The sequence below is a fragment of the Thermoanaerobacter sp. X514 genome, from assembly GCF_000019065.1.
Classification (GTDB): Bacteria; Bacillota; Thermoanaerobacteria; order Thermoanaerobacterales; family Thermoanaerobacteraceae; genus Thermoanaerobacter; species Thermoanaerobacter pseudethanolicus.
In genome coordinates, this window is sequence record NC_010320.1 from 1,320,001 (window position 1) to 1,339,844 (window position 19,844).

Sequence of the window (19,844 nt, forward strand, 5' to 3'; positions counted from 1 at the left end):
GGGATTTTGGATTTTGATAAAAACGTTGTAAGGTATAACCTTAAATTAGGATACTTTGATGGTTTAAAGGCTTTAAAAGGACTAAAGGGAGATAAGTATTATATCGAGCCGAAAGGGGAAAAGGAATATTTTATCCGTTACCTTATGAATTTAGAAGAAAGAAGAATTGAGAATTTAAAGGATATCTTTAGAGTAAATAAAGAAATTCCAGCAAAGAGAGCTTTGTTTGAAGTTATTATTCCTAAATTGTGCTCCTTATTGGATTTGAAAGTTGATGCCGATTACGATGAAATATTTTTAACTCTTTTAGAAAATCTGGCGGAGATTTATGAAATAGAGAGATTTAGGGTTTATACCTACGAAAAGCTAATTAGCGCTGTAAGGGAGAAAATTAATTGTGACAAAGAAGCTGTTGAGGAAGATAAAGAAGAAATAGAAGAAATAATAGAAAGTGTAATTAAAAAGATAGATGTGCTTTCTATATTTACTAAAAACGAAGTTATAAAGGAAGTCGGGAAAGTTATTTTTAGCTAACTTACTGTAAGACTGCTTAATTAGAGGACGGATAAAATGGAGATAGAGAGGTTGATAATCATTTTCTTGTGTGATATTATGAAACCAAAGAAATATGACCTTGTCTCTTTTAGGATGTATCCTTATGGAATTACAAGTGAAATACATGGATTTAGCAAAGGAGCAATTTTGAGTGCAAACACTTTGAGATTTGAAACTGTTTTTTTAATAGTTTTATGGCTTTTAGTGTAGGAAGAAGGAATAATGTATGATTATTTTACTTAGTATTATAGAGTTCGGTTGCGGCTCTTTGATGTTTTCTTATTGGATAGGTCGTATGGTAGGTAAAAGATTAGAGGAAATACGGGATGGAAATCCTGGAGCTTTTAATCTTGGCCATGCGGCTGGCTTTAAAATGGGTGTTATTTTTGAGTAGTGTTGGTAGTTATTTACTTTTACTATGGATGCTTAACTTTGTTGTGCTTTTATATAAAAGAAAGAAGGATATGAATGTTGTTTTAAAGGCCAAAATGGTAAAATAATGATGTATATTTTGTATACTTTAATTAAAATCAAGTTGGGAGTGTATGAAGTGGAATCCATTTATATTGCAATAACCGGATGTCAACATTATTACGGTACAAAAGTTTTGAAACCAGGCACGATTGTAAGATTAGAAAAGGATTTAGACAATGACTATGACGATGAAGCAATAGCTGTTACCCTTGCGCCATTAGGGCAAGTGGGATATGTAGCTAATAGTGTAGGAACTGTTCCAAGAGGATGTTATAGTGCAGGTCGAATTTATGATAAATTTGAAAATTACGCTTTTGCTATGATAAAATTTGTGACAAAAGACTTTGCCATTGCAGAATTTTTAGAAGAGGACTTTGTAAAAGTTACTATAAAGTTCCGATTAAAAGAAAAAAGAAAGAAAAAGTACAAAAATAAAACTTAAATGGTGAGAAAATATGGAATACAAACAAGTATCTATATTTGATAATGAAGTGAAAAAAAATAAACCTTTGGCCGACAGGATGAGACCCAAAACTTTAGATGAGTTTGTAGGTCAAGAACATCTTTTAGGTAAAGGGAAATTACTTAGGGAATTGATTGAAAAAGACAATATTACTTCAATGATTTTATGGGGGCCGCCAGGGGTAGGTAAAACTACCCTTGCTATGATTATAGCCAATATGACAAATTCTAAATTTGTCACCTTTAGTGCTGTTTTATCAGGCATCAAAGAGATAAAGGAGATAATGGCAAAAGCTGAATTGGATGCTATGTATGGAACTAGAACTGTTGTATTTATTGATGAAATTCATCGATTTAATAAAGCCCAGCAGGATGCTTTTTTGCCTCATGTGGAAAAGGGGAATATAATATTAATTGGTGCAACTACTGAAAATCCCTCTTTTGAGGTAAATTCTGCTCTTTTGTCTCGTTCTAAAGTTTTTGTCATGAAACCTCTTACAGAAGAGGATTTACTTATACTGCTTAAAAGAGCGTTAAAAGATGAACAAAATGGATTTGGCATGTACAAAATTGGTATAACAGATGAACAGCTCAAAAAAATTGCACTTTTTGCAAATGGTGATGCAAGGGTTGCTTTAAACACATTAGAAATTGCGGTTATGGGGGCTAAAGTAATTGAAGGGGAAAGAATTGTCACAGATGATATATTAGCTGATGCAATGCAGAAAAAGACTCTGCTTTACGACAAACAAGGAGAAGAACACTATAATTTAATATCTGCTTTTCATAAATCTTTAAGAAATAGCGATTGGGATGCGGCAGTGTATTGGCTTGCAAGGATGTTAGAAGCGGGAGAAGACCCTCTCTATGTCGCAAGAAGGATGATACGCTTTGCTTCTGAAGATATTGGGCTTGCAGATCCTCAAGCTCTTGAAATGGCTGTTGCAGCATATAATGCTTGCCATTATATTGGAATGCCTGAATGTAGTGTAAATCTGGCACAGGTGGCAATATATTTAGCGTTAGCTCCTAAATCTAATGCGGTATACGTGGCATATAATAAAGCTAAAAAAGATGCAGAAAAGACAATTGCTGAAAGTGTGCCTATGCATTTAAGAAATGCTCCTACAAAGCTTATGAAAGAATTAGGATATGGCAAAGGGTATAAGTATGCACACGACTTTGAAGAGAAAGTAACAGATATGCAATGTCTACCGGATAATCTTAAAGACAGGAAATACTATGTACCGACGGATTCTGGTTTTGAGAAGGACATACAAAGGAGATTAGAGCAAATCACCAACTTAAAAAAGAAAGGAAAATAATTTTGAGCTGTTTAATAAAAAGGGGCAGTTGCCCCTTTTTATTAAACAGCGTTTTTAGGTTCTTCCCATATGATGATGCCAGGTACAAATAACAAAATTATCAAAATGATGATTATAATCCAAATCCATTGGTTTTCATGGTGTTTGTGTTTGTCAGACATAAACTTACCTCCTTTTTTAGGTTGACTTCTACTTTATAATATGAAAGATATATTATAATGGCTACAAATTATAAAAGTCTCCTAGCAGTACGCACTGCAAGGAGACTTTATGTTTTTAAACATTTGGGCCTGATTTTTTGATATCATCAGTTACACCTTTGTATTTTTCCGAAAAAGAGAGTGGTATCTCCATCTTTGCCCATATTTGCAGAACAGTGCATAGATAAAACTCCGCGCTTTGGCATCAGATAGTTCATGAGGGTAAAGATTGACTTTTTGATTTCCCCTCCATACTGAGAGCCACCGATTATAATTAGTTTTTTAGTGAAACTTAATATAATAAAAGCTTCAGAATTTACACCGTCTAATTCAGGTATAGAGTTGAACTTTGGTGCAGCAATTAGCGTGTATTCGGGGATGTGATTTCTAAGTTCTTCTTCATTAGGGCGAATGAACAATTGGCGTGCCAGTAAACTCTGATACGCATATTCTGTTATAACTCTTATAGGAATTCTATATTGAAGGTCAGCACCTACAAAACCGTCAAATATAAAAATGTCTCGATTTTGTAAATAAGCAGTTAAGCGGTTGTACAACCTTTCAAATTTATCCATAGAAATAGCTTTATTATTTTCCCACCATATATCTTCATGAACTTCTGGTTCATCCACAATAAATTTATCATTTGGAGAACGACCTGTGTATTTACCGGTATAAACATTAAAAGCACCATTATTTGCAAGTACTCCTTCTCCTCTTTTTATAGCTTCTTCAACTAATTTAGGGACGGGAAGATTACGGTAAACGTTTTTAACATTGATTATATTTAATTTTTCAAGACCGTACATTTAATATGCCTCCTTTTAATTTTATAAAAGCTAATTTGCATTTTAATGTGTTTAAAATTGCAAAAATATCTTATAAAGTTTAAAATTAACATTTACAATAAAATTCTAACATTATTCAAATATTTTTTCAAGTGGTACAAAATTTTTGGCTAAAATTTAAGGGATTTATGTCGAAATTTATGATATAATAGAAAAAAGTCCTTATCAACTTGAAATCGACGTGACAAGGAGTGAAACTAATGGAAAAGTGCTTTTGTGGTGGCAAAATAGAGATACAAAATGTAGAATATAAGTTGGTAAGGGGGAAAAGGACTATAATAATTAAAGATGTGCCGGCATATGTTTGTCAAAAATGTGGTGCAGTCTATTATGATACAGAAGTGCTTGATGAGGCTTTTAAAAATAAAGATAAGTACGAATATATTTCAACAAAATAGCTTATAATTAAAATTGCCAAAAGGATAAAAGAGGTCAGGGGACAATTTATTATAAGTGTGTGTCAATACCTTTTTAATTAAATAGCGAGAAAGATAGACTACATTTTCATCATTTATGACTTTATCTATGTCAAAAAAAGCTGCGGCGTCATTTTCTATTCCGTCAGAAGTAGGAGTTCCTGAAACATAATCTAACAAAAAAACAATGTATATTTCCGAATTGCCATCGGGAAGTATTATACTTCTTATAGAAATGATATTTTTTACACGGGTTTCTATTGAAGTTTCTTCTTTTATTTCTCTTAAAACTGCATCGTCTATATTTTCACCGGTCTCCACATGGCCGCCGGGTATTATCCATTTGCCTTTAAATTGGCCGTAAGTATGCCTTACCAATAAAACTTTATTATCTTTTATGACAATACCGCCTACTCCTACAATTATTTGTTTCATAAAATCACCAACCGCTGTATTTTATTTATAAATTGATTATACCACATAAATTTTTTGCATTAAAATAAATTAGAAAATGGTGGGAAAATGAGATTAATCGTTGGAGAAAATGAAAAGGGTGTTATATTAGAAAATTTTTTGAGGAACAAAGGTTTTTCTAAAAGACTTATTAGAATTTATAAGTGGCAAGGAGAAATATTAGTAAATGGCGTAAAAGAAAATGTACAAAGAATTTTACAACCAGGGGATGTGATTGATTTAATCCTTCCTGAAAATGATTCGAATATTGCTCCGGAAAAAATGGGTTTGGATATATATTACGAGGATGAGGAAATTTTAATTGTTAATAAACCTGCTAATATGGTTGTTCATCCTACCAAAAGATATCAGAGTGGGACTCTTGCAAATGGGGTAGCGTGGTATTTTAAAGATAAAGGAATAAAGGCTTTGATTCGACCTGTTAATCGCTTAGATAAGGGTACGTCGGGTCTGGTTGTATTTGCCAAACGCCCTTTTATGCAGTATTATCTTCAAATTCTAAAGCCTATGAGTAAACTTTATTTTGCAGTAGTAGAAGGAAAAATGGAAGGGGAAGGTCGAATTGACCTTCCCATATCGAGAAAACCACAAAGTGGAATTGAAAGAATGGTATCCGAGGAAGGGGACAGAGCTATCACCAATTACAAAGTGGTAAAAAGCAGTAAAAGGTTTTCTCTCCTCAAGGTAAAAATTGAAACAGGAAGAACTCATCAAATAAGAGTTCATTTGAGCCATATTGGTCATCCTATTGTAGGAGATACATTGTACGGCTCTTCTGATGATTATATTAAAAGGCAAGCATTGCATGCATATAGACTTACTTTTGTACACCCTTTAGAAGAAAAAAGTATTTCTGTTTATTCACCTTTGCCACAAGATATACAAAATTTACTAAAATTATTCTAATCCTTCCAAGTCAAAATCGGGAATGTAGTCTTCACTGGCGCTTTCCATTTCTTGAATTAGTCCATTTTCAAGACCGATATCAAAGAAAAAATTTATAGCTTCATCATATTCTTTAGGAGTGATTTTTCTATTTATTTCTGGATACTTTTGAGCTTGATAATAAGGGGTATATTGACTCATTAAGCTTACATATATTTCTTTTGGGAGGTTTTCTTTAATCCACAAAAGAATTTTTTTAGTGTCCTCTACACATCCCGGCATTATGAGATGTCTTATCACTAAGCCTTTTTTTAGTATTCCTTCTTCATCAAATTGAGGTATTCCTACCTGTCTGTACATTTCTAATATTGCTTTTATTGCATGCTCAAAATAATTAGGGGCTTTGGAATATTTTTTTGCAAGAGTGTCATCGTAATACTTAAGGTCGGGAAGATATATGTCAATTAGTCCTTCCAACATTTTTAAAGTTTCTACATTTTCATAGGCGTTTGTATTATATACTATAGGTATTTGAAGCCCTTGCCTTTTTGCTAATAAAATCGCCTCTTTTATTGAGAAGACATGGATTGTAGGAGTAACAAGGTTTATGTTATGGGCACCTTGCTTTTGTAAATTTAAAAATACTTGTGCTAATTCTTCTACTGTTAGAAATTTACCAAATTGGTATTGACTTATTTCGTAATTTTGACAAAAGACACACTTTAGGTTACAACCACTGAAAAAAACTGTTCCAGAGCCTCTCGTACCACTTATAAAAGGCTCTTCCCAATGATGTAGATATGCTTTTGCTACTTTTACCTGCCAAGGAATGTTACAAAGTCCTTTTGACTTTGACCTGTCTACATTGCAGTTTCTTGGACATATATTGCATTTTATTGCTGGTTCCATAGAAATTCCCTCCACTCAATATTATATCATTCTTTATTTTTTTGTATAAAGCTTGTATTTTCTATATTTTACACTTGCAATTTAGTAAGATTTGTCGTAAACTATAATTGTAAACGAAAAACCAAATGAATCCTGTGAAGTTTGTATTAGGCTAATTTGTTTTCAACCAACGCACCTTTTTCGGGAATCCGGGTTCATCAGTGGAAGAAATGCCTGCTAAGACAGGACTTCAGAAGCTGATGACAGGGTACCCACCTGCGAGAGCGGGTATGAAAACATAGCCTTACGGCTTCGTGGGACAAAAATTAAAAGTCCTTCCGGAAGGAAGGGCTTTTAATTTTTGTTACAATAATGTATAATCCTAGTGAGGTGGTTTTATGAAAATTGCTATTGCGGGTGATATTTATGAATACCCAGAAGGGACAAAATTAGAGGATATTGCCAAAGATTTTGAGCATCTTTACAATGGGATAATAGTAGCTGCAAAAGTGGATAATGAGCTAAAAGATTTAAACTGCACAGTTTCAAAGGATAGCACAGTGGAATTTGTAGATACAACGATTGAGGAAGGTACGAGGATTTACAGAAGGAGTTTAACTTTTGTTTTTATTAAAGCTGTAAAAGAGCTACTTCCCGGTGCTACTGTAACTATAGAACACTCACTAGGTAAGGGTTTATACTGCGAAATACATGGTTACTCTTTAAACAATAAAATTGTCTCTATGATTAAAAAGCGGATGGAAGAAATAATAAAAAAAGACTTCAAAATAGAAAGAAAAATGTTACCTAAAGAAGAGGCAATAAAATTATTTAAAAAAGAAGGATTGACTGAGAAAATAAAATTGTTTAAAGATACTGACAAAGAGAAGGTTTCTGTTTATTATTGTGATGGTACAGTAGATTTTTTCTACAGCCCTTGTGTACCTTCTACAGGGTATCTAAAAGTATTTGATATACGTTTTTATTTTCCAGGCATTATTTTAATTGCTCCAGATGTATATAATCCCCGCTCTTTGCCTGTATTTGTGGATGTTCCAAAACTTGCTTCAATTTTTAAAGAGGCAGAGGACTGGGCAAGTATTTTAAACATAAGTTATGTTTCTTCTTTGAACGACATGATAAAACAAGGAAGAGGTAGAGATTTAATATTGGTTTCTGAAGCATTTCATGAGAAGAAAATATCCAAAATTGCAGATTATATAGCTTCAAACAAAATGATAAAAGTAGTGCTTATTGCTGGACCCTCTTCTTCAGGGAAAACCTCTTTTATTCATAGACTTAGTGTGCAGTTGAGGGTAAACGGACTAAAGCCTTTTCCGATATCATTAGACAATTATTTTGTGCCAAGAGAACTTACTCCGAAAGATGAGTTTGGAAATTACGACTTTGAGTCCATAGATGCATTAGATTTGCCACTTTTCAATGAGCATTTAATAAAGCTTATTCAAGGGGAAGAAGTAGAAATCCCTATTTTTAACTTTAAAACAGGGGAAAGAGAGCCAGAAGGAAGAAAAGTAAAACTTGACAAAAATCAAATTATTTTGATGGAAGGGATTCACGGTCTAAATGAAAAATTGACATTGCAAATACCCAAAGATAATAAATACAAAATATATGTAAGTGCTATTACGCAATTAAATCTTGACGAGCACAACAGAATACCTACTACTCAAACGAGGTTGATACGACGCATAGTGAGAGATAGCCAATTCCGGTCCAGCGATGCTGCAGAGACTATAAACATGTGGCCTATGGTCAGAAAAGGAGAAGAAAAATGGATTTTCCCTTATCAAGAACAAGCGGATGTCATGTTTAACTCTTTTTTACCTTATGAGCTACCTGTATTAAAAAAATATGCAGAGCCTTTGCTTAAGAAAGTTTCCCAAGACAATCCTGCTTATTCTATCGCTAAAGAAATATTAGAGTTTTTGAGTTATTTCCTTCCATTAGAAGATGAATTAGCAATACCTCCCAATTCTATCATAAGAGAATTTATAGGCGGCAGTTGCCTTGATGTTTAAGTTTAGGAATCCTCAATGGATTCCTACTCGATTTTGTAGAATTTTTGCAAAAAAAGAAGGAATATTTAAAGTTTTGTAGAAATAAAGAGAAAAGGCTTTATATTTTTTGCAAATGCCAAATTTACGTATTAAATCAGGAGGAAAGGGGGATAAAAATGAATATAAGTATAGATGAGAAGGTAAAGGAATACCTGAAAAAGAAGGGTGAGTCAGCCATAACAATCAAACTGGTGACTGCTGATAACTGCTGTGTACCCGGTGCCTTTCCATCAGTTGAGATTGGAAAGCCCAAGGATAATGAACTGGATAGGTTTAAGAGATTCGATATAGATGGTGTCGATATCTATGTGCATAAGATGATAGAGGTTAAGGAGAGAGGCCTTAAGATTTATATGGAGGGCCTATCATTCTTGAGCAGGCCAGCTGTAGATGGTGTAAAGGTTTTATAGGGGGGGTGAACTATGAGGATAGATATGGGAGATAAGGCCGGGCGCACATAAAGTAGGAATCCTCAATGGATTCCTACTTTATTTTGTAGAATTTTTGCAAAAAAAAGAAGGAATATTTAAAGTTTTGTAGAAATAATAAAAAAAGGCTTTACATTTTTTTGCAAATGGCAATGTTGTAATTAATGCAACTTAAAGAGGGGGGAATTTTATGCTTAAAAGTATCAAATTTAGGCTTTTGATGTACGGAGGTATTTTAGCTGGTGTAAACAGTATTTTAGTTGCTTTTACGGGTTATTGAAGGAGAAATAACAGTAACAGATCCTTACATTTCTTTAGCGACAAACGAAATTTGTACCACAATTGCAATTCCTGTTTACAATTCAGAGAAGAAAATAATAGGAGTTTTTGGAGGAGATGTGCAATTAGATAAATAAAATAGTACTTGTAAGCATAAAATATAATAAATATTACTTGAAATGTTGTTTTTGAAGTGGTATAATATCACTGAAATGGAATTTTGGTTTTTTGGGTTAATTTGATGTTTTGGGATAAAAAATAAAGTAGAGGAGGAATTATTATGAATGTGATTGACCCGCTTGTCAGTACCATTATTAACTATGTGGATAAAAACCCAGAGAAAAATTTAGACACGTTAGCCAACCTCATGTCAAAAATTGCAATAATGCCACGGCATAAACAACAGATAGAAAGTGTGAAAAGATTTTTAAATGATAAGGAGAGCAACTGGTACAAATTTACAGTAAAGGGCCTTAAAAATATTGACAAAAATATTTTAAAAACGTTAGTGGTTAATTTCTTAGTAAATGCCAGTTTGAAAGGTATTCCTAAGCAGCAAGAGTGGGAAGAAAAGTTAGGTGTTTCTGTGCCATGGGCAATTTTAATGGATCCAACAGAGGCTTGCAATCTCAGATGTGTTGGTTGTTGGGCAGGACAGTACAAACCCCATAATCTCTCCTTTGAAGTGATGGATAGAGTATGTGCAGAAGCGGAAGAGTTAGGTATATATTTTATAGTTTTATCAGGGGGAGAGCCTACTGTCAGGATGAAAGATATTATAAAACTTGCGGAAAGGCATAAAAACCAGGTATTCCATTTATTCACTAATGGAACTTTAATTGACGAAGATATGATAAAAGAGGTTAAAAGAGTCGGAAATATCACCTTTGCAGTAAGTATTAATGGTTTCAGAGAAAGTAACGATGCAATACGTGGAGAAGGTACTTTTGATAAAATTATGAGAGCAATGGATTTGATGAGAGAAAATGGATTGCTGTTTGGATATTCAGCTACATATACAAGAACAAATGTAGAGGAAATTTCAAGTGATGAATTTGTAGATATGATGATAGATAAAGGTGCATATTTTGCTTGGTACTTTACTTACATTCCTATTGGTAGAGATCCAGATGTCAAGTTTATAGTAACCCCTGAACAGAGAAAGTACATGTATGAAAGAATAAATTATATAAGAGCTACAAAAGAGCTTTTCGCAATAGATTTTTGGAACGATGGTGAATTCAGCGGTGGATGTATTGCAGGTGGCAGAAGATATTTGCACATAAATGCAGCGGGAGAAGTTGAACCTTGTGCTTTCATCCATTATTCCAATGTAAATATAAATGAAGTGAGTTTGAAAGAAGCGCTGCAGTCTCCTATTATGAAAGCTTATAGAAAGAGACAGCCTTTTAATCAAAATCACTTAAGGCCTTGCCCACTGATTGATAACCCAGAAAAACTTTTAGAAATAGTAGAAGAGTCAGGAGCTAAACACACAGAAGCTAGTGAAGCCTCTCACATCAAAAACCTCTACGATGATTTAAGAGTGGTTGCTGATAATTGGGGTAAAGTAGCCAACGAAATTTGGGAGAAAAAAATGGAAATGAAAAAAGAGGCTTGACATAAATACTAAAATCCCCTATAAATTTAGATAGTATTACTTAATGGGGTGTTGAGATGCTGACAAATAGGAGGGTGGAATTTTTAAAAACACTAACTGAACTTTATGATTCAAAAGGTGAGCCTGTTCACTATACAGATGTGGCGCAGGCAATGAAAATTAGCAAATGGACAGCTTATGATATTTTAAAGGAATTAGAGAAAGGTGATTTTGTCAAGACTGAGTATTACCTTGGGGAGGAAAAAAGCCAAGGAAGATCTACTTTAAGATTTTTACCAACAGAAAAAGCTTATGAAATATTTAAAAAAGCGGATAAAGATGAATGGAATTCCCTGAGAGATACTTTGATTAAAAAAGTAAAAAATAGTAAGTCTAATTCTCTTGAGGAAATATTAAATGAGATGTTCCAGGCTACTAAGCCTATAGAATTTTGTGCATATGCTATTACTGTATTTTTACTAAAACTTAGGATGACGGGAGGCCTTTCCATGGAGAGTATAGAAAATTTACTGGCCTCTGTTAATCCTACTTCTTCTTTAGTTTTATTTGTAGGAGCAGTATTAGGTGTTTTGTTGTACACTAAAGTAAAGAGCGATATAGACAAAAAATTGGCTGAAAACATTCAAAAATTTTATATCAATTTAAATAAACTGAATTCGCAAGATGTCAATTTACTCAATAACTTTTTGAGAGAACTCCTTGCAATTGTATAAGGCTATATGCCTTATTTTTTTGCATATTTTCAAAGAGAAAGTTAAAAACTATTGAAGCAATGGAAGGTTAATGATATAATGTATGTGTAAAATTTTACATAAAAAGATTAGGAGGTAATGGTATGAAAGTTTATGTTGACCAAGACGAATGCATAGCTTGTGGGGTTTGCATAGACATGTGTCCAGATGTTTTTGACTGGAATGATGAAGGAAAGTCCCATGTAATCGTAGATGAAGTTCCAGCAGATTTAGAAGATTGTGTGCAAGATGCTATGAGTTCTTGCCCAACAGAGGCAATAAAAGAAGAATAACCCGGATTTTTCCGGGTTTCAGTTTGTTGACAAAATTAAAAAATATTCAAAGGAGATATTTTGCATCGTCGCTCCGATGTTCCAAAGCGACAAAACTAAAGCTCGACCTTCAGGTTCCGGCAGGGTACCGGGCACAATCGGCATCCATGCCTTAAGGTGCCCGCCTCCGCCATCCTTGGCTTCGGCCCCGCCTCCACCCTCGGTCTTGCTAAGTTTTGTTACCGCTTTGTAACAAGTCGCTCCTTATGCAAAATATCTCCTTTACGAAAGTTTGTCAACAGTCTATAACCCGGTTTTACCGGGTTTTTTTATACATTTTTAAAGAAGCTTTAGGGGAAAATATTGATAAAACGAAGTATGGAGGGTTTTTATGGGGAAAAGAAAAAAGTTATACCCTAAAGCTGAGGATGAGTTAGATTCTTTGAAGCAAGAAGTTGCTGAAAAGCTTAATTTAGATGACGATATTGAAAAACGCGGATGGGAAAATATGACTACAAGAGAGGTAGGTAAAATAGGAGGAAACATGGTAAAGAAAATGATAAAATTTGCAGAAAAAGAAATGGATGAAAGAGACGGAAAAATTGATGAAGAAGATTAATTGGCTGGAGGACTATCCTTCAGCCAAAATTTATTCTTTGTGTAAAAAGAGGAAAAATTGATTTGTTGGCGAATAATTATTATTAAAAAGATTGGGTGGGTGTTGTTATGGGAAAGTTGAGTTTTAACAGATTAAAAAGATATGTAAATCCAGAAGTTTTTGATTTTGACACAACTGAAGAAATCCCTCCATTAGAAGGAATAATAGGACAAGACAGAGCGAAAAAGGCAATGGAATTTGGAATTAAAATAAAACAGAAAGGTTACAACATATTTATAACAGGAATAACTGGAACTGGTAAAACTAGTTTTGCCTCCAGTTACATAAAGAAGATTGCAAGAACGGAAGAAAGGCCAAATGATTGGGTTTATGTATATAATTTTGAAAAACCTGCTCAACCAATAGCGATAGAATTACCAGCTGGAATGGGCAAGCAATTCAAAAAAGACATGGAGGATTTTGTGGAACAACTCCAAAGGGATATACCTAAAGCTTTTGAATCGGATTCTTATGATATGCAAAAGAGTGAGATAATAAAGAAATACCAAGAAAAAAAGAGTGAGCTAATGGAAGAATTAAATACGCTTGCGAAAAGTTTTGGATTTGTCTTAAGAGATACTCGCACAGGCATTATAAGCATTCCTGTTATTGAAGGAAGGCAAATAAGTCAAGAAGAGTTTCAGCAATTGGATGAAGAAACAAGAAAAGAAATTGAAAAAAGAGCTGCAGAATTTGAAGTAAAGGCCATGCAGATATGGAAGGAAATACAATCTATTGACAAACAAGCGAGGGATGAAATTAAAAATTTGGACAATAATATAGGTCTCTTTGCTGTAGGTCATTTAATTGAGGATTTGAAGGGAAGATATAAAGTCAATGAAAATGTGCTTAAGTACTTAGAAAGTGTCAAAAAGGACATTTTAGAAAATATTGAAAGCTTTAAGAGTACTGATGGAGAAGATATGCCATTTCCTTTTTTGATGAGGAAAGAAAAAGCCTTTTTAAAAAAGTATATGGTTAATTTGTTTGTGGACAATAGCAATACTGAGGGTGCTCCAGTTGTGTTTGAGTATAATCCTAATTATAATAACATAATAGGAAGTATAGAATACGAAAGTGACTTTGGAGTTGCTACAACGGACTTTACTAAAATAAAAGCTGGAGCATTACATAGGGCAAATGGCGGTTATTTAATTTTGCAAGCAAAAGATTTGTTATCTTATCCTTATGCTTGGGATGCTTTAAAAAGGTCTTTAAAGACGGAAAAAATTATAATTGAAAATATATCTTCTCAATATGGATTTTTGTCAATTTCTTCTTTAAAACCAGAGCCTATAAAGTTGGATGTAAAGGTGATTTTAATAGGTACCCCTTATCTTTACTATTTGCTTTACAATTATGATGAGGACTTTAGCAAACTTTTTAAAATAAAAGTAGATTTTAACGAAGAGATGGAGCTAAATGAAGAAAATATGAAAAATATGGCTTCTTTTATAAAGACCCACTGTGTAGAAAACAATTTAAAGCCCTTTGACAGGGAAGGTGTTGCAAAAGTTATAGAGTATAGTACTAGACTTTCTGAGGACCAGGACAAATTAACTACCCGCTTTAACGAAATTGTGGAAGTATTGTATGAGGCAGATGCCTGGGCAGGTTTGGAAGGAAGTCAAGTAGTTACAGGAGTCCATGTTAAAAAGGCTATAGAAGAAAAAATAAAGAGGGTAAATAAGCTAGAAGAAAAAGTTTTAGAATATTTCAAAAGGGACATATATCTTGTTGATGTTGAGGGAGAAAGAGTAGGAGTTGTCAATGGATTAGCTGTTATAAATTTAGGGGATTATGAATTTGGTAAGCCTTCAAGGATAACTGTCACCACATACCCAGGGGAAGAAGGGGTAGTAAACATTGAAAGAGAATCAAAAATGAGTGGTAGAATACACGACAAGGGAGTTATGATATTGACAGGTTATTTAGGGAGTAAATTTGCAAAAGATTTTCCTTTGACTCTTTCTGCTAGAGTTGTTTTTGAGCAGTCTTATGAAGGAGTAGAGGGAGATAGTGCTTCCAGTACAGAGCTGTATGCACTCCTTTCCAGCCTTGCAGAAATTCCTATAAAACAAGGAATTGCTATAACAGGGTCAGTCAATCAATTTGGGGAGATACAACCGGTGGGAGGAGTGACCCATAAAATAGAGGGATTTTACAAGGTCTGTAAAGAAAAAGGTTTGACAGGGGAGCAAGGAGTAATAATTCCTCATCAAAATGTCAATAATTTGGTTTTGACAGAAGAAGTTATAGAAGCAGTTAAAGAAGGGCTTTTCCACATCTACAGTGTAAAAACAATTGAAGAAGGGATAGAAATTTTGACAGGAAAAAGCTTTGAAGAAATTTACGATAAAGTTTATAGAAAGCTTAAATATTATTATGGATTATTGTCTAATAAAAAAGAAGATAAAGGGGATAAATAGTGGATTGTGTAACTAAGGAAGAGATAAAAAAATTTGCACAACAAATTGGTGTTGACTTAGTAGGTTTTGCAAGTCCTGATTGTTTGAAAGAATATGATAATTTTCTAAAAGAAAGAGAAAATTTAGGCTATAGTTGTTCTATTGAGGAGAGAGATATTCAAAAAAGAATCTCTCCTGAATTTATTTTGCCTGAAGTGAAATCCATTATAGCCATAGCTTTGTCATATAATGTAGAATATGAGATTAAATATTACAGCAGAAGCTTTGGTATAGTTTCAAGAAGCAGTTGGGGAATAGATTATCATAAAGTTTTAAAAGAAAAGATGGAAAAACTTTCTGAATTTATAAAATCAAAATGTGAAGGAGTAAAAACAGTATGTTTAGTGGACAATAACCCGCTTTTAGAAAGAGAAATTGCCTACCATGCAGGGATAGGATGGTTTGGAAAAAATGGACTTATAATAAACGATGAATATGGTTCATATATTTTTTTAGGAGAAATACTCATAAACAAATATTTTGAGCCGGATGCACCGCAAAAAACTAAATGTGGGGATTGTGATTTGTGTATAAAAGCTTGTCCTACAAATGCTATAGTTGAACCTTATATAATAAATGCTCATAAATGTTTGTCTTATATCACAGTCAAAAAAGGGAAAATAGAAGAAAAAATGTCTAAGAAAATGGGTAGAAGAATATATGGCTGTGATACTTGCCAGCATGTATGTCCTTTTAATAAAAGAGCAAAAAAGGTAGTAAGGTCAGAATTTGTACCGGATAAGTTACTGCCAAGGCATGACTTAATAGAAATTTTAAATATGTCAAAAAAGGAGTTTGCAGAAATTTTTGGACCAACTTCTTCCTCTTGGAGGGGAAAAAGTATTATAATAAGAAATGCTATAATTGCTTGTGTCAATACAAAGGAAAAAAGTTGTATAGAGCCTCTAAAAAACTTGTTGAAGTCACAAAGTCCTCTTTTGAGAGGATATAGTGCATGGGCTCTTTCTCATTTGTGTGACAAAGAGATTTTAAGTGAAATAGAAAATGCCTTACTTAAAGAAAAAGATGAAATGGCAAAGAAAATGATGATAGAAGTATTAAATAAATTAAAGGGTGATAAAATTGAGAATAACGAAAGATGAAGCTTTAAAAGTTATAGAAATATTAAAAGAAACATATCCTAATGCTAAGTCAGGGCTTAAATTTACTAATCCGTTTGAACTTTTAATCGCTACAATTTTGTCAGCGCAATGTACAGACAAAAGAGTGAATATAATTACTGACAGGCTTTTTAAAAAGTATAAAACGCCGGAGGATTTTTTAAAGCTTACTCCAGAAGAACTTCAAGAGGAAATAAGGGAATGTGGTTTGTATAGGAATAAATCAAAAAGTATATTAGAGACATGTAAAATTTTAAAAGAGAAATACAATAGCAAAGTGCCTGAAACCTTAGAGGAATTGATGACATTGCCAGGGGTGGGGAGAAAGACTGCCAATGTAGTTTTAAGCAATGCTTTTTCCAAGCAGGCTATAGCAGTGGATACTCACGTTTTTAGAGTGTCCAATCGCATAGGTCTGGCGGACAGTAAAGATGTTTTTACAACGGAAAAACAGCTTATGGAATTAATACCAGAAAACTTATGGTCTTTGTCTCATCATCTTTTAATACATCACGGAAGAAATTTATGTATGGCGCGAAAGCCTAAATGTGATGAGTGCCCTGTAAATCATCTGTGTTTGTATTTTAAAGAAAGAAAAAATTAATATTTTTGTAACTTTTTTAAGAAATTATTAATTGTATTATAAAGCTAATTATAATATCATACTATTGTAAATGGAAGAAATGAATAGGAGAGAAGAAAATGCAAGCGAAGGGTGGTACTAAAAAAAATAATTATTTTTATATTGCAATTATTTTATTGCTTTTGATTTTTTTATCCTTTTCTTTTGCGTATTTTTATTTAATGCTCAATTCTAAAGTTATTGCAAAGGGAATTTTTGTAAATGGCATAAGCATAGGAGGGATGACAAAAGAGGAATCGGTAAATTTTCTTAAAGATAAGATAAAAATTTCTTCTTTTTCCGTTACAGCTAAGTATCAAGATAAAATTTTTGTTATCACATCAGAAGATATCAATTTATCTTATAACTATCAAGAAATGGTAGAAGAGGCTTACAAAATAGGTAGAGAAGGAAATCCTGTTGAAAGAATAAGAGAAATTTATGTAACAGAAAAAGAAGGAAAATATTTTAGCTTTTATCCCAAGTACGATGAAAATAAATTAAAAGAGTTTGTTAATAGAATTTCTCAAGAGATTGATAAAGAGCCAATTAATGCGAAAATAAAAATTACAAGAGGAGTAAAACAAATTACACCAGATGTAGAGGGTGTAAAAGTTAATAAAGACAAAACTTTAAAAAATTTAAAACAGCTTATGGATGAGTTAATAAAAGGAGAGACAGAGAAGCCAGAAGTAGAGATTGTTGCGGATAAAGTTGAAGCAAAAGTTACAAAATCAATGCTAGAAATGATTAATGGACGAATTTCTACTTTTTCTACTGTATTTAATCTTCAAGATGCAAACCGTTCAGGGAATATAGCAGTGGCGGCAAGAGCTGTAAACGGTACCTTGCTTATGCCAGGTGAGACATTTTCTCTTAATAAAACTTTAGGGCCGAGAATAATACAAAACGGTTACAAAGAAGCCCCCGTGATAATAGGCAATAAACTTGTACCGGATATAGGAGGAGGAGTATGCCAAATTGCTACAACCTTGTATAATGCAATTTTACGAGCGGATATAGCAATTACTGAAAGATACCATCACAGTTTTCCGGTAGCTTATGTACCACCAGGACAAGATGCTACTATTTCGGGAGATGTTTTAGATTTAAAATTTAAAAATTCTACTCAATATCCCATATATATTGAATCCTACATAGAAGGCAACAAATTAGTAATGAACATATATGGTTATGTGAAAAATCCTTCAAGATGGATAGATATTCAGTCAGAGATTGTTGAAAAATATGAGCCTAAAATAAAATATATAGATGACCCGACCTTGCCCCAAGGAGAAGAGGTTGTGGATATACAGCCCCATACTGGCTATAAAGTCAATACATATCGTTTGATTTATGAAAATAACAAATTAGTTAAAAGAGAATTTTTATATACAGATGTGTATAAGCCAGTAGATGGAGTAATTAAAAGAGGAACTAAAAAAGTAGAAAATTCAAAATCTCAAGAGCCACCTAAAACAGAAAAGGAAAATAATGCTCAAGTTAATCCGGAGCCACCACAGGATAATTCAGAAGAAGATCCTGCTCAGCCATAGCATGAAAGCACCTCCCATTTTTATCAATAAAAATGGGAGGTGCTATTTAATTATTAATATTAAGTTTATGCTGGCAAGCCGGACAATAACCGTAGAAATAGAGTTTTTGTTCTACAAGTTTGTAGTCAGTATGCTGACTAACTTCCTCTAAGACGTCTTTTAGAAGAGATTCATCAAGGTCTTCTACTTTGCCACAACTTATACAGACCACATGGGGATGAGAATTGGTGTTAGCATCGTATCTGAAGCTACTTTCCCCTACATTCAATTCTTGTATTAATCCCATGTTTTTCAAAACTTCTAATGTTTTATATACAGTCGCTAAGCTCATTGTGGGAAAATCAGAGGCAAGCTTTTTGTATATAGTTTCTGCTGTAGGATGTTCTTTTGAATTTCTAAGTAGATTAAGTATTGCTAATCTTTGAGGTGTTACTTTAAGCCCTTTTTGCTTTAAGAGGGCAGCAGCTTCCTCCATTATATCACTCCATTTCATAAAAGATAATATTTTTCTTTTAATATTTTGTGTCTTAATTATATCTCTCTTCATTAATAATGTCAATTATTTTTGAACAAATCGACGATATGGCAATTTACAGTGATATAATGTATAATATAATTAAACACAATAAAATAAGGAGTTGAAAAGGATGCAATACAAACTAATTGCCGTCGATATGGATGATACTCTTCTAAGACATGATAAAACTATTTCTAAAGAAAATATAGAAGCATTACATAAAGCTCGGGAAAAAGGAGTATATGTAGTAATATCTACAGGAAGGGTTTTTGCTTCCGCCTATGCCTACGCAGATATGATTGGTTTTAGAACTTACATAATTGCAAGTAATGGTGCTTTGATAAGGGACCCTAACAATAATACTATTTACGAAAGTATTTTAAACTATGACAGCATGGTAGAAATTATAAAGGTTTGTCAAAAGTATAATACATATTTTCAGCTTATAAGTGAAACGACAGTTTTTTCGCCAGAGATTACAAATAAATTTCAAAGATACGCTGAGTGGAATGAGCTTTTTAAAACAGAATTAAAAGTAAATGTTAAAGAGATAAAAGAGCCATTAAAAGACATAGATAAACTAAAAGACAATGTTTTAAAAATCATAGTTTTTAATGATGATATTGAGGTATTAAAAAGCATAAGAGAAGAATTGTCAAAAAATGATTCAATCCAAATCACCAGTTCCTACATGGACAATATTGAAATTGTCAACAAAGGAGTTAGCAAAGGAAGGGCTCTTGAAATTTTGGGAGAATATTTAAGTATAAAAAAAGAAGAAATGATAGCAATAGGAGATAGTGAAAATGATATTGAAATGATCAAGTTCGCAGGGTTAGGAGTAGCAATGGAAAATGCGATTGAAGAAGTGAAAAAGGTAGCAGATTTTATAACAAAGTCTAATATGGAAGATGGTGTAAAGTACGTTATTGATAAATTTATATTAAAACAATAAAAAGAAAG

22 protein-coding genes, 1 other RNA gene and 1 pseudogene (1 of these 24 running past the window's edge) are annotated in these 19,844 nt (G+C 33.1%); 20 read left to right on the plus strand and 4 right to left on the minus strand.

Annotation, left to right across the window (positions count from 1 at the left end):
- The 5 genes from TETH514_RS06480 to TETH514_RS06495 all read left to right on the plus strand — a co-directional run.
- A protein-coding gene (locus tag TETH514_RS06480; protein ID WP_009052866.1) for a patatin-like phospholipase family protein crosses the window boundary here: on the plus strand, positions 1-534 show its 3' end. Its footprint begins 687 nt before the window's first position; only the last 534 of its 1,221 coding nucleotides appear in the window; the start codon falls outside the window, past its left edge; its stop codon occupies positions 532-534.
- A 36-nt stretch (positions 535-570) separates the two neighbouring features.
- Positions 571-765, plus strand: coding sequence for a hypothetical protein (locus TETH514_RS06485; protein WP_009052865.1), 195 nt, complete (start codon positions 571-573; stop codon positions 763-765).
- Positions 766-781: 16 nt separating this feature from the next.
- On the plus strand, positions 782-949 hold the full coding sequence (locus tag TETH514_RS12895) for a glycerol-3-phosphate acyltransferase (protein WP_009052864.1): 168 nt from the start codon (positions 782-784) through the stop codon (positions 947-949).
- Between the two features lie 156 nt (positions 950-1,105).
- Complete coding sequence (locus tag TETH514_RS06490; RefSeq protein WP_009052863.1) at positions 1,106-1,471, plus strand: HIRAN domain-containing protein; 366 nt, start codon at positions 1,106-1,108, stop codon at positions 1,469-1,471.
- Positions 1,472-1,484: 13 nt separating this feature from the next.
- On the plus strand, positions 1,485-2,816 hold the full coding sequence (locus tag TETH514_RS06495; protein ID WP_009052862.1) for a replication-associated recombination protein A: 1,332 nt from the start codon (positions 1,485-1,487) through the stop codon (positions 2,814-2,816).
- 328 nt (positions 2,817-3,144) lie between these two features.
- Here TETH514_RS06495 and TETH514_RS06500 read toward each other — a convergent pair.
- A pseudogene (locus tag TETH514_RS06500) lies at positions 3,145-3,825 on the minus strand (phosphoenolpyruvate carboxykinase (ATP)); the annotation flags it as partial.
- Between the two features lie 239 nt (positions 3,826-4,064).
- Between TETH514_RS06500 and TETH514_RS06505 the strand changes: the two are divergent.
- Positions 4,065-4,262, plus strand: a complete 198-nt coding sequence (locus TETH514_RS06505; RefSeq protein WP_003868657.1) for a YgiT-type zinc finger protein — start codon at positions 4,065-4,067, stop codon at positions 4,260-4,262.
- Here the strand turns inward: TETH514_RS06505 and TETH514_RS06510 are convergent.
- Entirely contained in the window at positions 4,251-4,715 is a 465-nt protein-coding gene (locus TETH514_RS06510) for an NUDIX domain-containing protein (protein ID WP_003868658.1), read from the minus strand. The genes TETH514_RS06505 and TETH514_RS06510 overlap by 12 nt on opposite strands.
- 87 nt (positions 4,716-4,802) lie before the next feature.
- On the opposite strand from TETH514_RS06510, the gene TETH514_RS06515 reads away from it, so the two are divergent.
- The gene (locus tag TETH514_RS06515; RefSeq protein ID WP_009052860.1) at positions 4,803-5,660 is read left to right on the plus strand and encodes an RluA family pseudouridine synthase; all 858 of its coding nucleotides are present in this window, start codon (positions 4,803-4,805) and stop codon (positions 5,658-5,660) included.
- Here the strand turns inward: TETH514_RS06515 and TETH514_RS06520 are convergent.
- Positions 5,652-6,548, minus strand: a complete 897-nt coding sequence (locus tag TETH514_RS06520; RefSeq protein ID WP_009052859.1) for a radical SAM protein — start codon at positions 6,546-6,548, stop codon at positions 5,652-5,654. The genes TETH514_RS06515 and TETH514_RS06520 overlap by 9 nt on opposite strands.
- A 126-nt stretch (positions 6,549-6,674) precedes the next feature.
- Between TETH514_RS06520 and ssrS the strand changes: the two genes are divergently transcribed.
- The 12 genes from ssrS (at position 6,675) to TETH514_RS06575 (ending at position 18,364) form a co-directional block, all read left to right on the plus strand.
- Positions 6,675-6,852: non-coding RNA, 6S RNA (ssrS, locus tag TETH514_RS12315), on the plus strand.
- A 73-nt stretch (positions 6,853-6,925) separates the two neighbouring features.
- Positions 6,926-8,569, plus strand: coding sequence for a nucleoside kinase (locus tag TETH514_RS06525; protein ID WP_009052858.1), 1,644 nt, complete (start codon positions 6,926-6,928; stop codon positions 8,567-8,569).
- A 155-nt stretch (positions 8,570-8,724) separates the two neighbouring features.
- Positions 8,725-9,018 (plus strand): CC/Se motif family (seleno)protein, encoded by a 294-nt coding sequence (locus TETH514_RS06530; protein ID WP_003868662.1) that lies wholly within the window; start codon positions 8,725-8,727, stop codon positions 9,016-9,018.
- A gap of 278 nt (positions 9,019-9,296) precedes the next feature.
- The gene (locus tag TETH514_RS06535) at positions 9,297-9,452 is read left to right on the plus strand and encodes a PDC sensor domain-containing protein (protein ID WP_009052857.1); all 156 of its coding nucleotides are present in this window, start codon (positions 9,297-9,299) and stop codon (positions 9,450-9,452) included.
- Between the two features lie 143 nt (positions 9,453-9,595).
- Positions 9,596-10,936, plus strand: coding sequence for a radical SAM protein (locus TETH514_RS06540; RefSeq protein ID WP_009052856.1), 1,341 nt, complete (start codon positions 9,596-9,598; stop codon positions 10,934-10,936).
- Positions 10,937-10,992: 56 nt separating this feature from the next.
- A complete protein-coding gene (locus TETH514_RS06545) occupies positions 10,993-11,649 on the plus strand; it encodes a transcriptional regulator (protein ID WP_009052855.1) in 657 nt (218 codons plus the stop codon).
- Between the two features lie 122 nt (positions 11,650-11,771).
- Positions 11,772-11,960: a ferredoxin gene (locus TETH514_RS06550; protein ID WP_009052854.1), complete on the plus strand. Its 189-nt coding sequence runs from the start codon at positions 11,772-11,774 to the stop codon at positions 11,958-11,960.
- Positions 11,961-12,330: 370 nt separating this feature from the next.
- Positions 12,331-12,558, plus strand: a complete 228-nt coding sequence (locus TETH514_RS06555; RefSeq protein ID WP_009053009.1) for an alpha/beta-type small acid-soluble spore protein — start codon at positions 12,331-12,333, stop codon at positions 12,556-12,558.
- A gap of 107 nt (positions 12,559-12,665) precedes the next feature.
- Positions 12,666-15,026 (plus strand): Lon protease family protein, encoded by a 2,361-nt coding sequence (locus TETH514_RS06560; RefSeq protein ID WP_009053010.1) that lies wholly within the window; start codon positions 12,666-12,668, stop codon positions 15,024-15,026.
- Positions 15,026-16,168 carry a tRNA epoxyqueuosine(34) reductase QueG gene (gene queG / locus TETH514_RS06565; RefSeq protein ID WP_009053011.1) on the plus strand — a complete coding sequence of 381 codons (1,143 nt, stop codon included), beginning with the start codon at positions 15,026-15,028 and terminating at the stop codon, positions 16,166-16,168. Before TETH514_RS06560 ends, queG begins: the two co-directional genes overlap by 1 nt.
- Positions 16,149-16,790 (plus strand): endonuclease III, encoded by a 642-nt coding sequence (gene nth / locus TETH514_RS06570; protein ID WP_009053012.1) that lies wholly within the window; start codon positions 16,149-16,151, stop codon positions 16,788-16,790. The genes queG and nth overlap by 20 nt, the downstream gene beginning before the upstream one ends.
- A 98-nt stretch (positions 16,791-16,888) precedes the next feature.
- Entirely contained in the window at positions 16,889-18,364 is a 1,476-nt protein-coding gene (locus tag TETH514_RS06575) for a VanW family protein (RefSeq protein ID WP_009053013.1), read from the plus strand.
- Positions 18,365-18,410: 46 nt separating this feature from the next.
- On the opposite strand, the gene TETH514_RS06580 is transcribed toward TETH514_RS06575, so the two are convergent.
- Positions 18,411-18,839, minus strand: coding sequence for a Fur family transcriptional regulator (locus TETH514_RS06580; protein ID WP_009053014.1), 429 nt, complete (start codon positions 18,837-18,839; stop codon positions 18,411-18,413).
- A gap of 172 nt (positions 18,840-19,011) precedes the next feature.
- Here TETH514_RS06580 and TETH514_RS06585 point away from each other — a divergent pair, with 172 nt between their 5' ends.
- Entirely contained in the window at positions 19,012-19,836 is an 825-nt protein-coding gene (locus TETH514_RS06585; RefSeq protein WP_009053015.1) for a Cof-type HAD-IIB family hydrolase, read from the plus strand.
- Positions 19,837-19,844: the final 8 nt, after the last annotated feature.

Excerpts from the sequence above, each read along its gene's own strand:
- TETH514_RS06520 (WP_009052859.1), bottom strand. The coding sequence starts at position 6,548 with ATGGAACCAGCAATAAAATGCAATATATGTCCAAGAAACTGCAATGTA.
- TETH514_RS06540 (WP_009052856.1), top strand. The coding sequence starts at position 9,596 with ATGAATGTGATTGACCCGCTTGTCAGTACCATTATTAACTATGTGGAT.
- TETH514_RS06585 (WP_009053015.1), top strand. The coding sequence starts at position 19,012 with ATGCAATACAAACTAATTGCCGTCGATATGGATGATACTCTTCTAAGA.
- TETH514_RS06505 (WP_003868657.1), top strand. The coding sequence starts at position 4,065 with ATGGAAAAGTGCTTTTGTGGTGGCAAAATAGAGATACAAAATGTAGAA.
- TETH514_RS12895 (WP_009052864.1), top strand. The coding sequence starts at position 782 with ATGATTATTTTACTTAGTATTATAGAGTTCGGTTGCGGCTCTTTGATG.
- TETH514_RS06530 (WP_003868662.1), top strand. The coding sequence starts at position 8,725 with ATGAATATAAGTATAGATGAGAAGGTAAAGGAATACCTGAAAAAGAAG.
- TETH514_RS06525 (WP_009052858.1), top strand. The coding sequence starts at position 6,926 with ATGAAAATTGCTATTGCGGGTGATATTTATGAATACCCAGAAGGGACA.
- TETH514_RS06575 (WP_009053013.1), top strand. The coding sequence starts at position 16,889 with ATGCAAGCGAAGGGTGGTACTAAAAAAAATAATTATTTTTATATTGCA.
- TETH514_RS06485 (WP_009052865.1), top strand. The coding sequence starts at position 571 with ATGGAGATAGAGAGGTTGATAATCATTTTCTTGTGTGATATTATGAAA.
- TETH514_RS06550 (WP_009052854.1), top strand. The coding sequence starts at position 11,772 with ATGAAAGTTTATGTTGACCAAGACGAATGCATAGCTTGTGGGGTTTGC.
- TETH514_RS06580 (WP_009053014.1), bottom strand. The coding sequence starts at position 18,839 with ATGGAGGAAGCTGCTGCCCTCTTAAAGCAAAAAGGGCTTAAAGTAACA.
- TETH514_RS06495 (WP_009052862.1), top strand. The coding sequence starts at position 1,485 with ATGGAATACAAACAAGTATCTATATTTGATAATGAAGTGAAAAAAAAT.
- TETH514_RS06560 (WP_009053010.1), top strand. The coding sequence starts at position 12,666 with ATGGGAAAGTTGAGTTTTAACAGATTAAAAAGATATGTAAATCCAGAA.
- TETH514_RS06515 (WP_009052860.1), top strand. The coding sequence starts at position 4,803 with ATGAGATTAATCGTTGGAGAAAATGAAAAGGGTGTTATATTAGAAAAT.
- TETH514_RS06510 (WP_003868658.1), bottom strand. The coding sequence starts at position 4,715 with ATGAAACAAATAATTGTAGGAGTAGGCGGTATTGTCATAAAAGATAAT.
- TETH514_RS06545 (WP_009052855.1), top strand. The coding sequence starts at position 10,993 with ATGCTGACAAATAGGAGGGTGGAATTTTTAAAAACACTAACTGAACTT.
- TETH514_RS06555 (WP_009053009.1), top strand. The coding sequence starts at position 12,331 with ATGGGGAAAAGAAAAAAGTTATACCCTAAAGCTGAGGATGAGTTAGAT.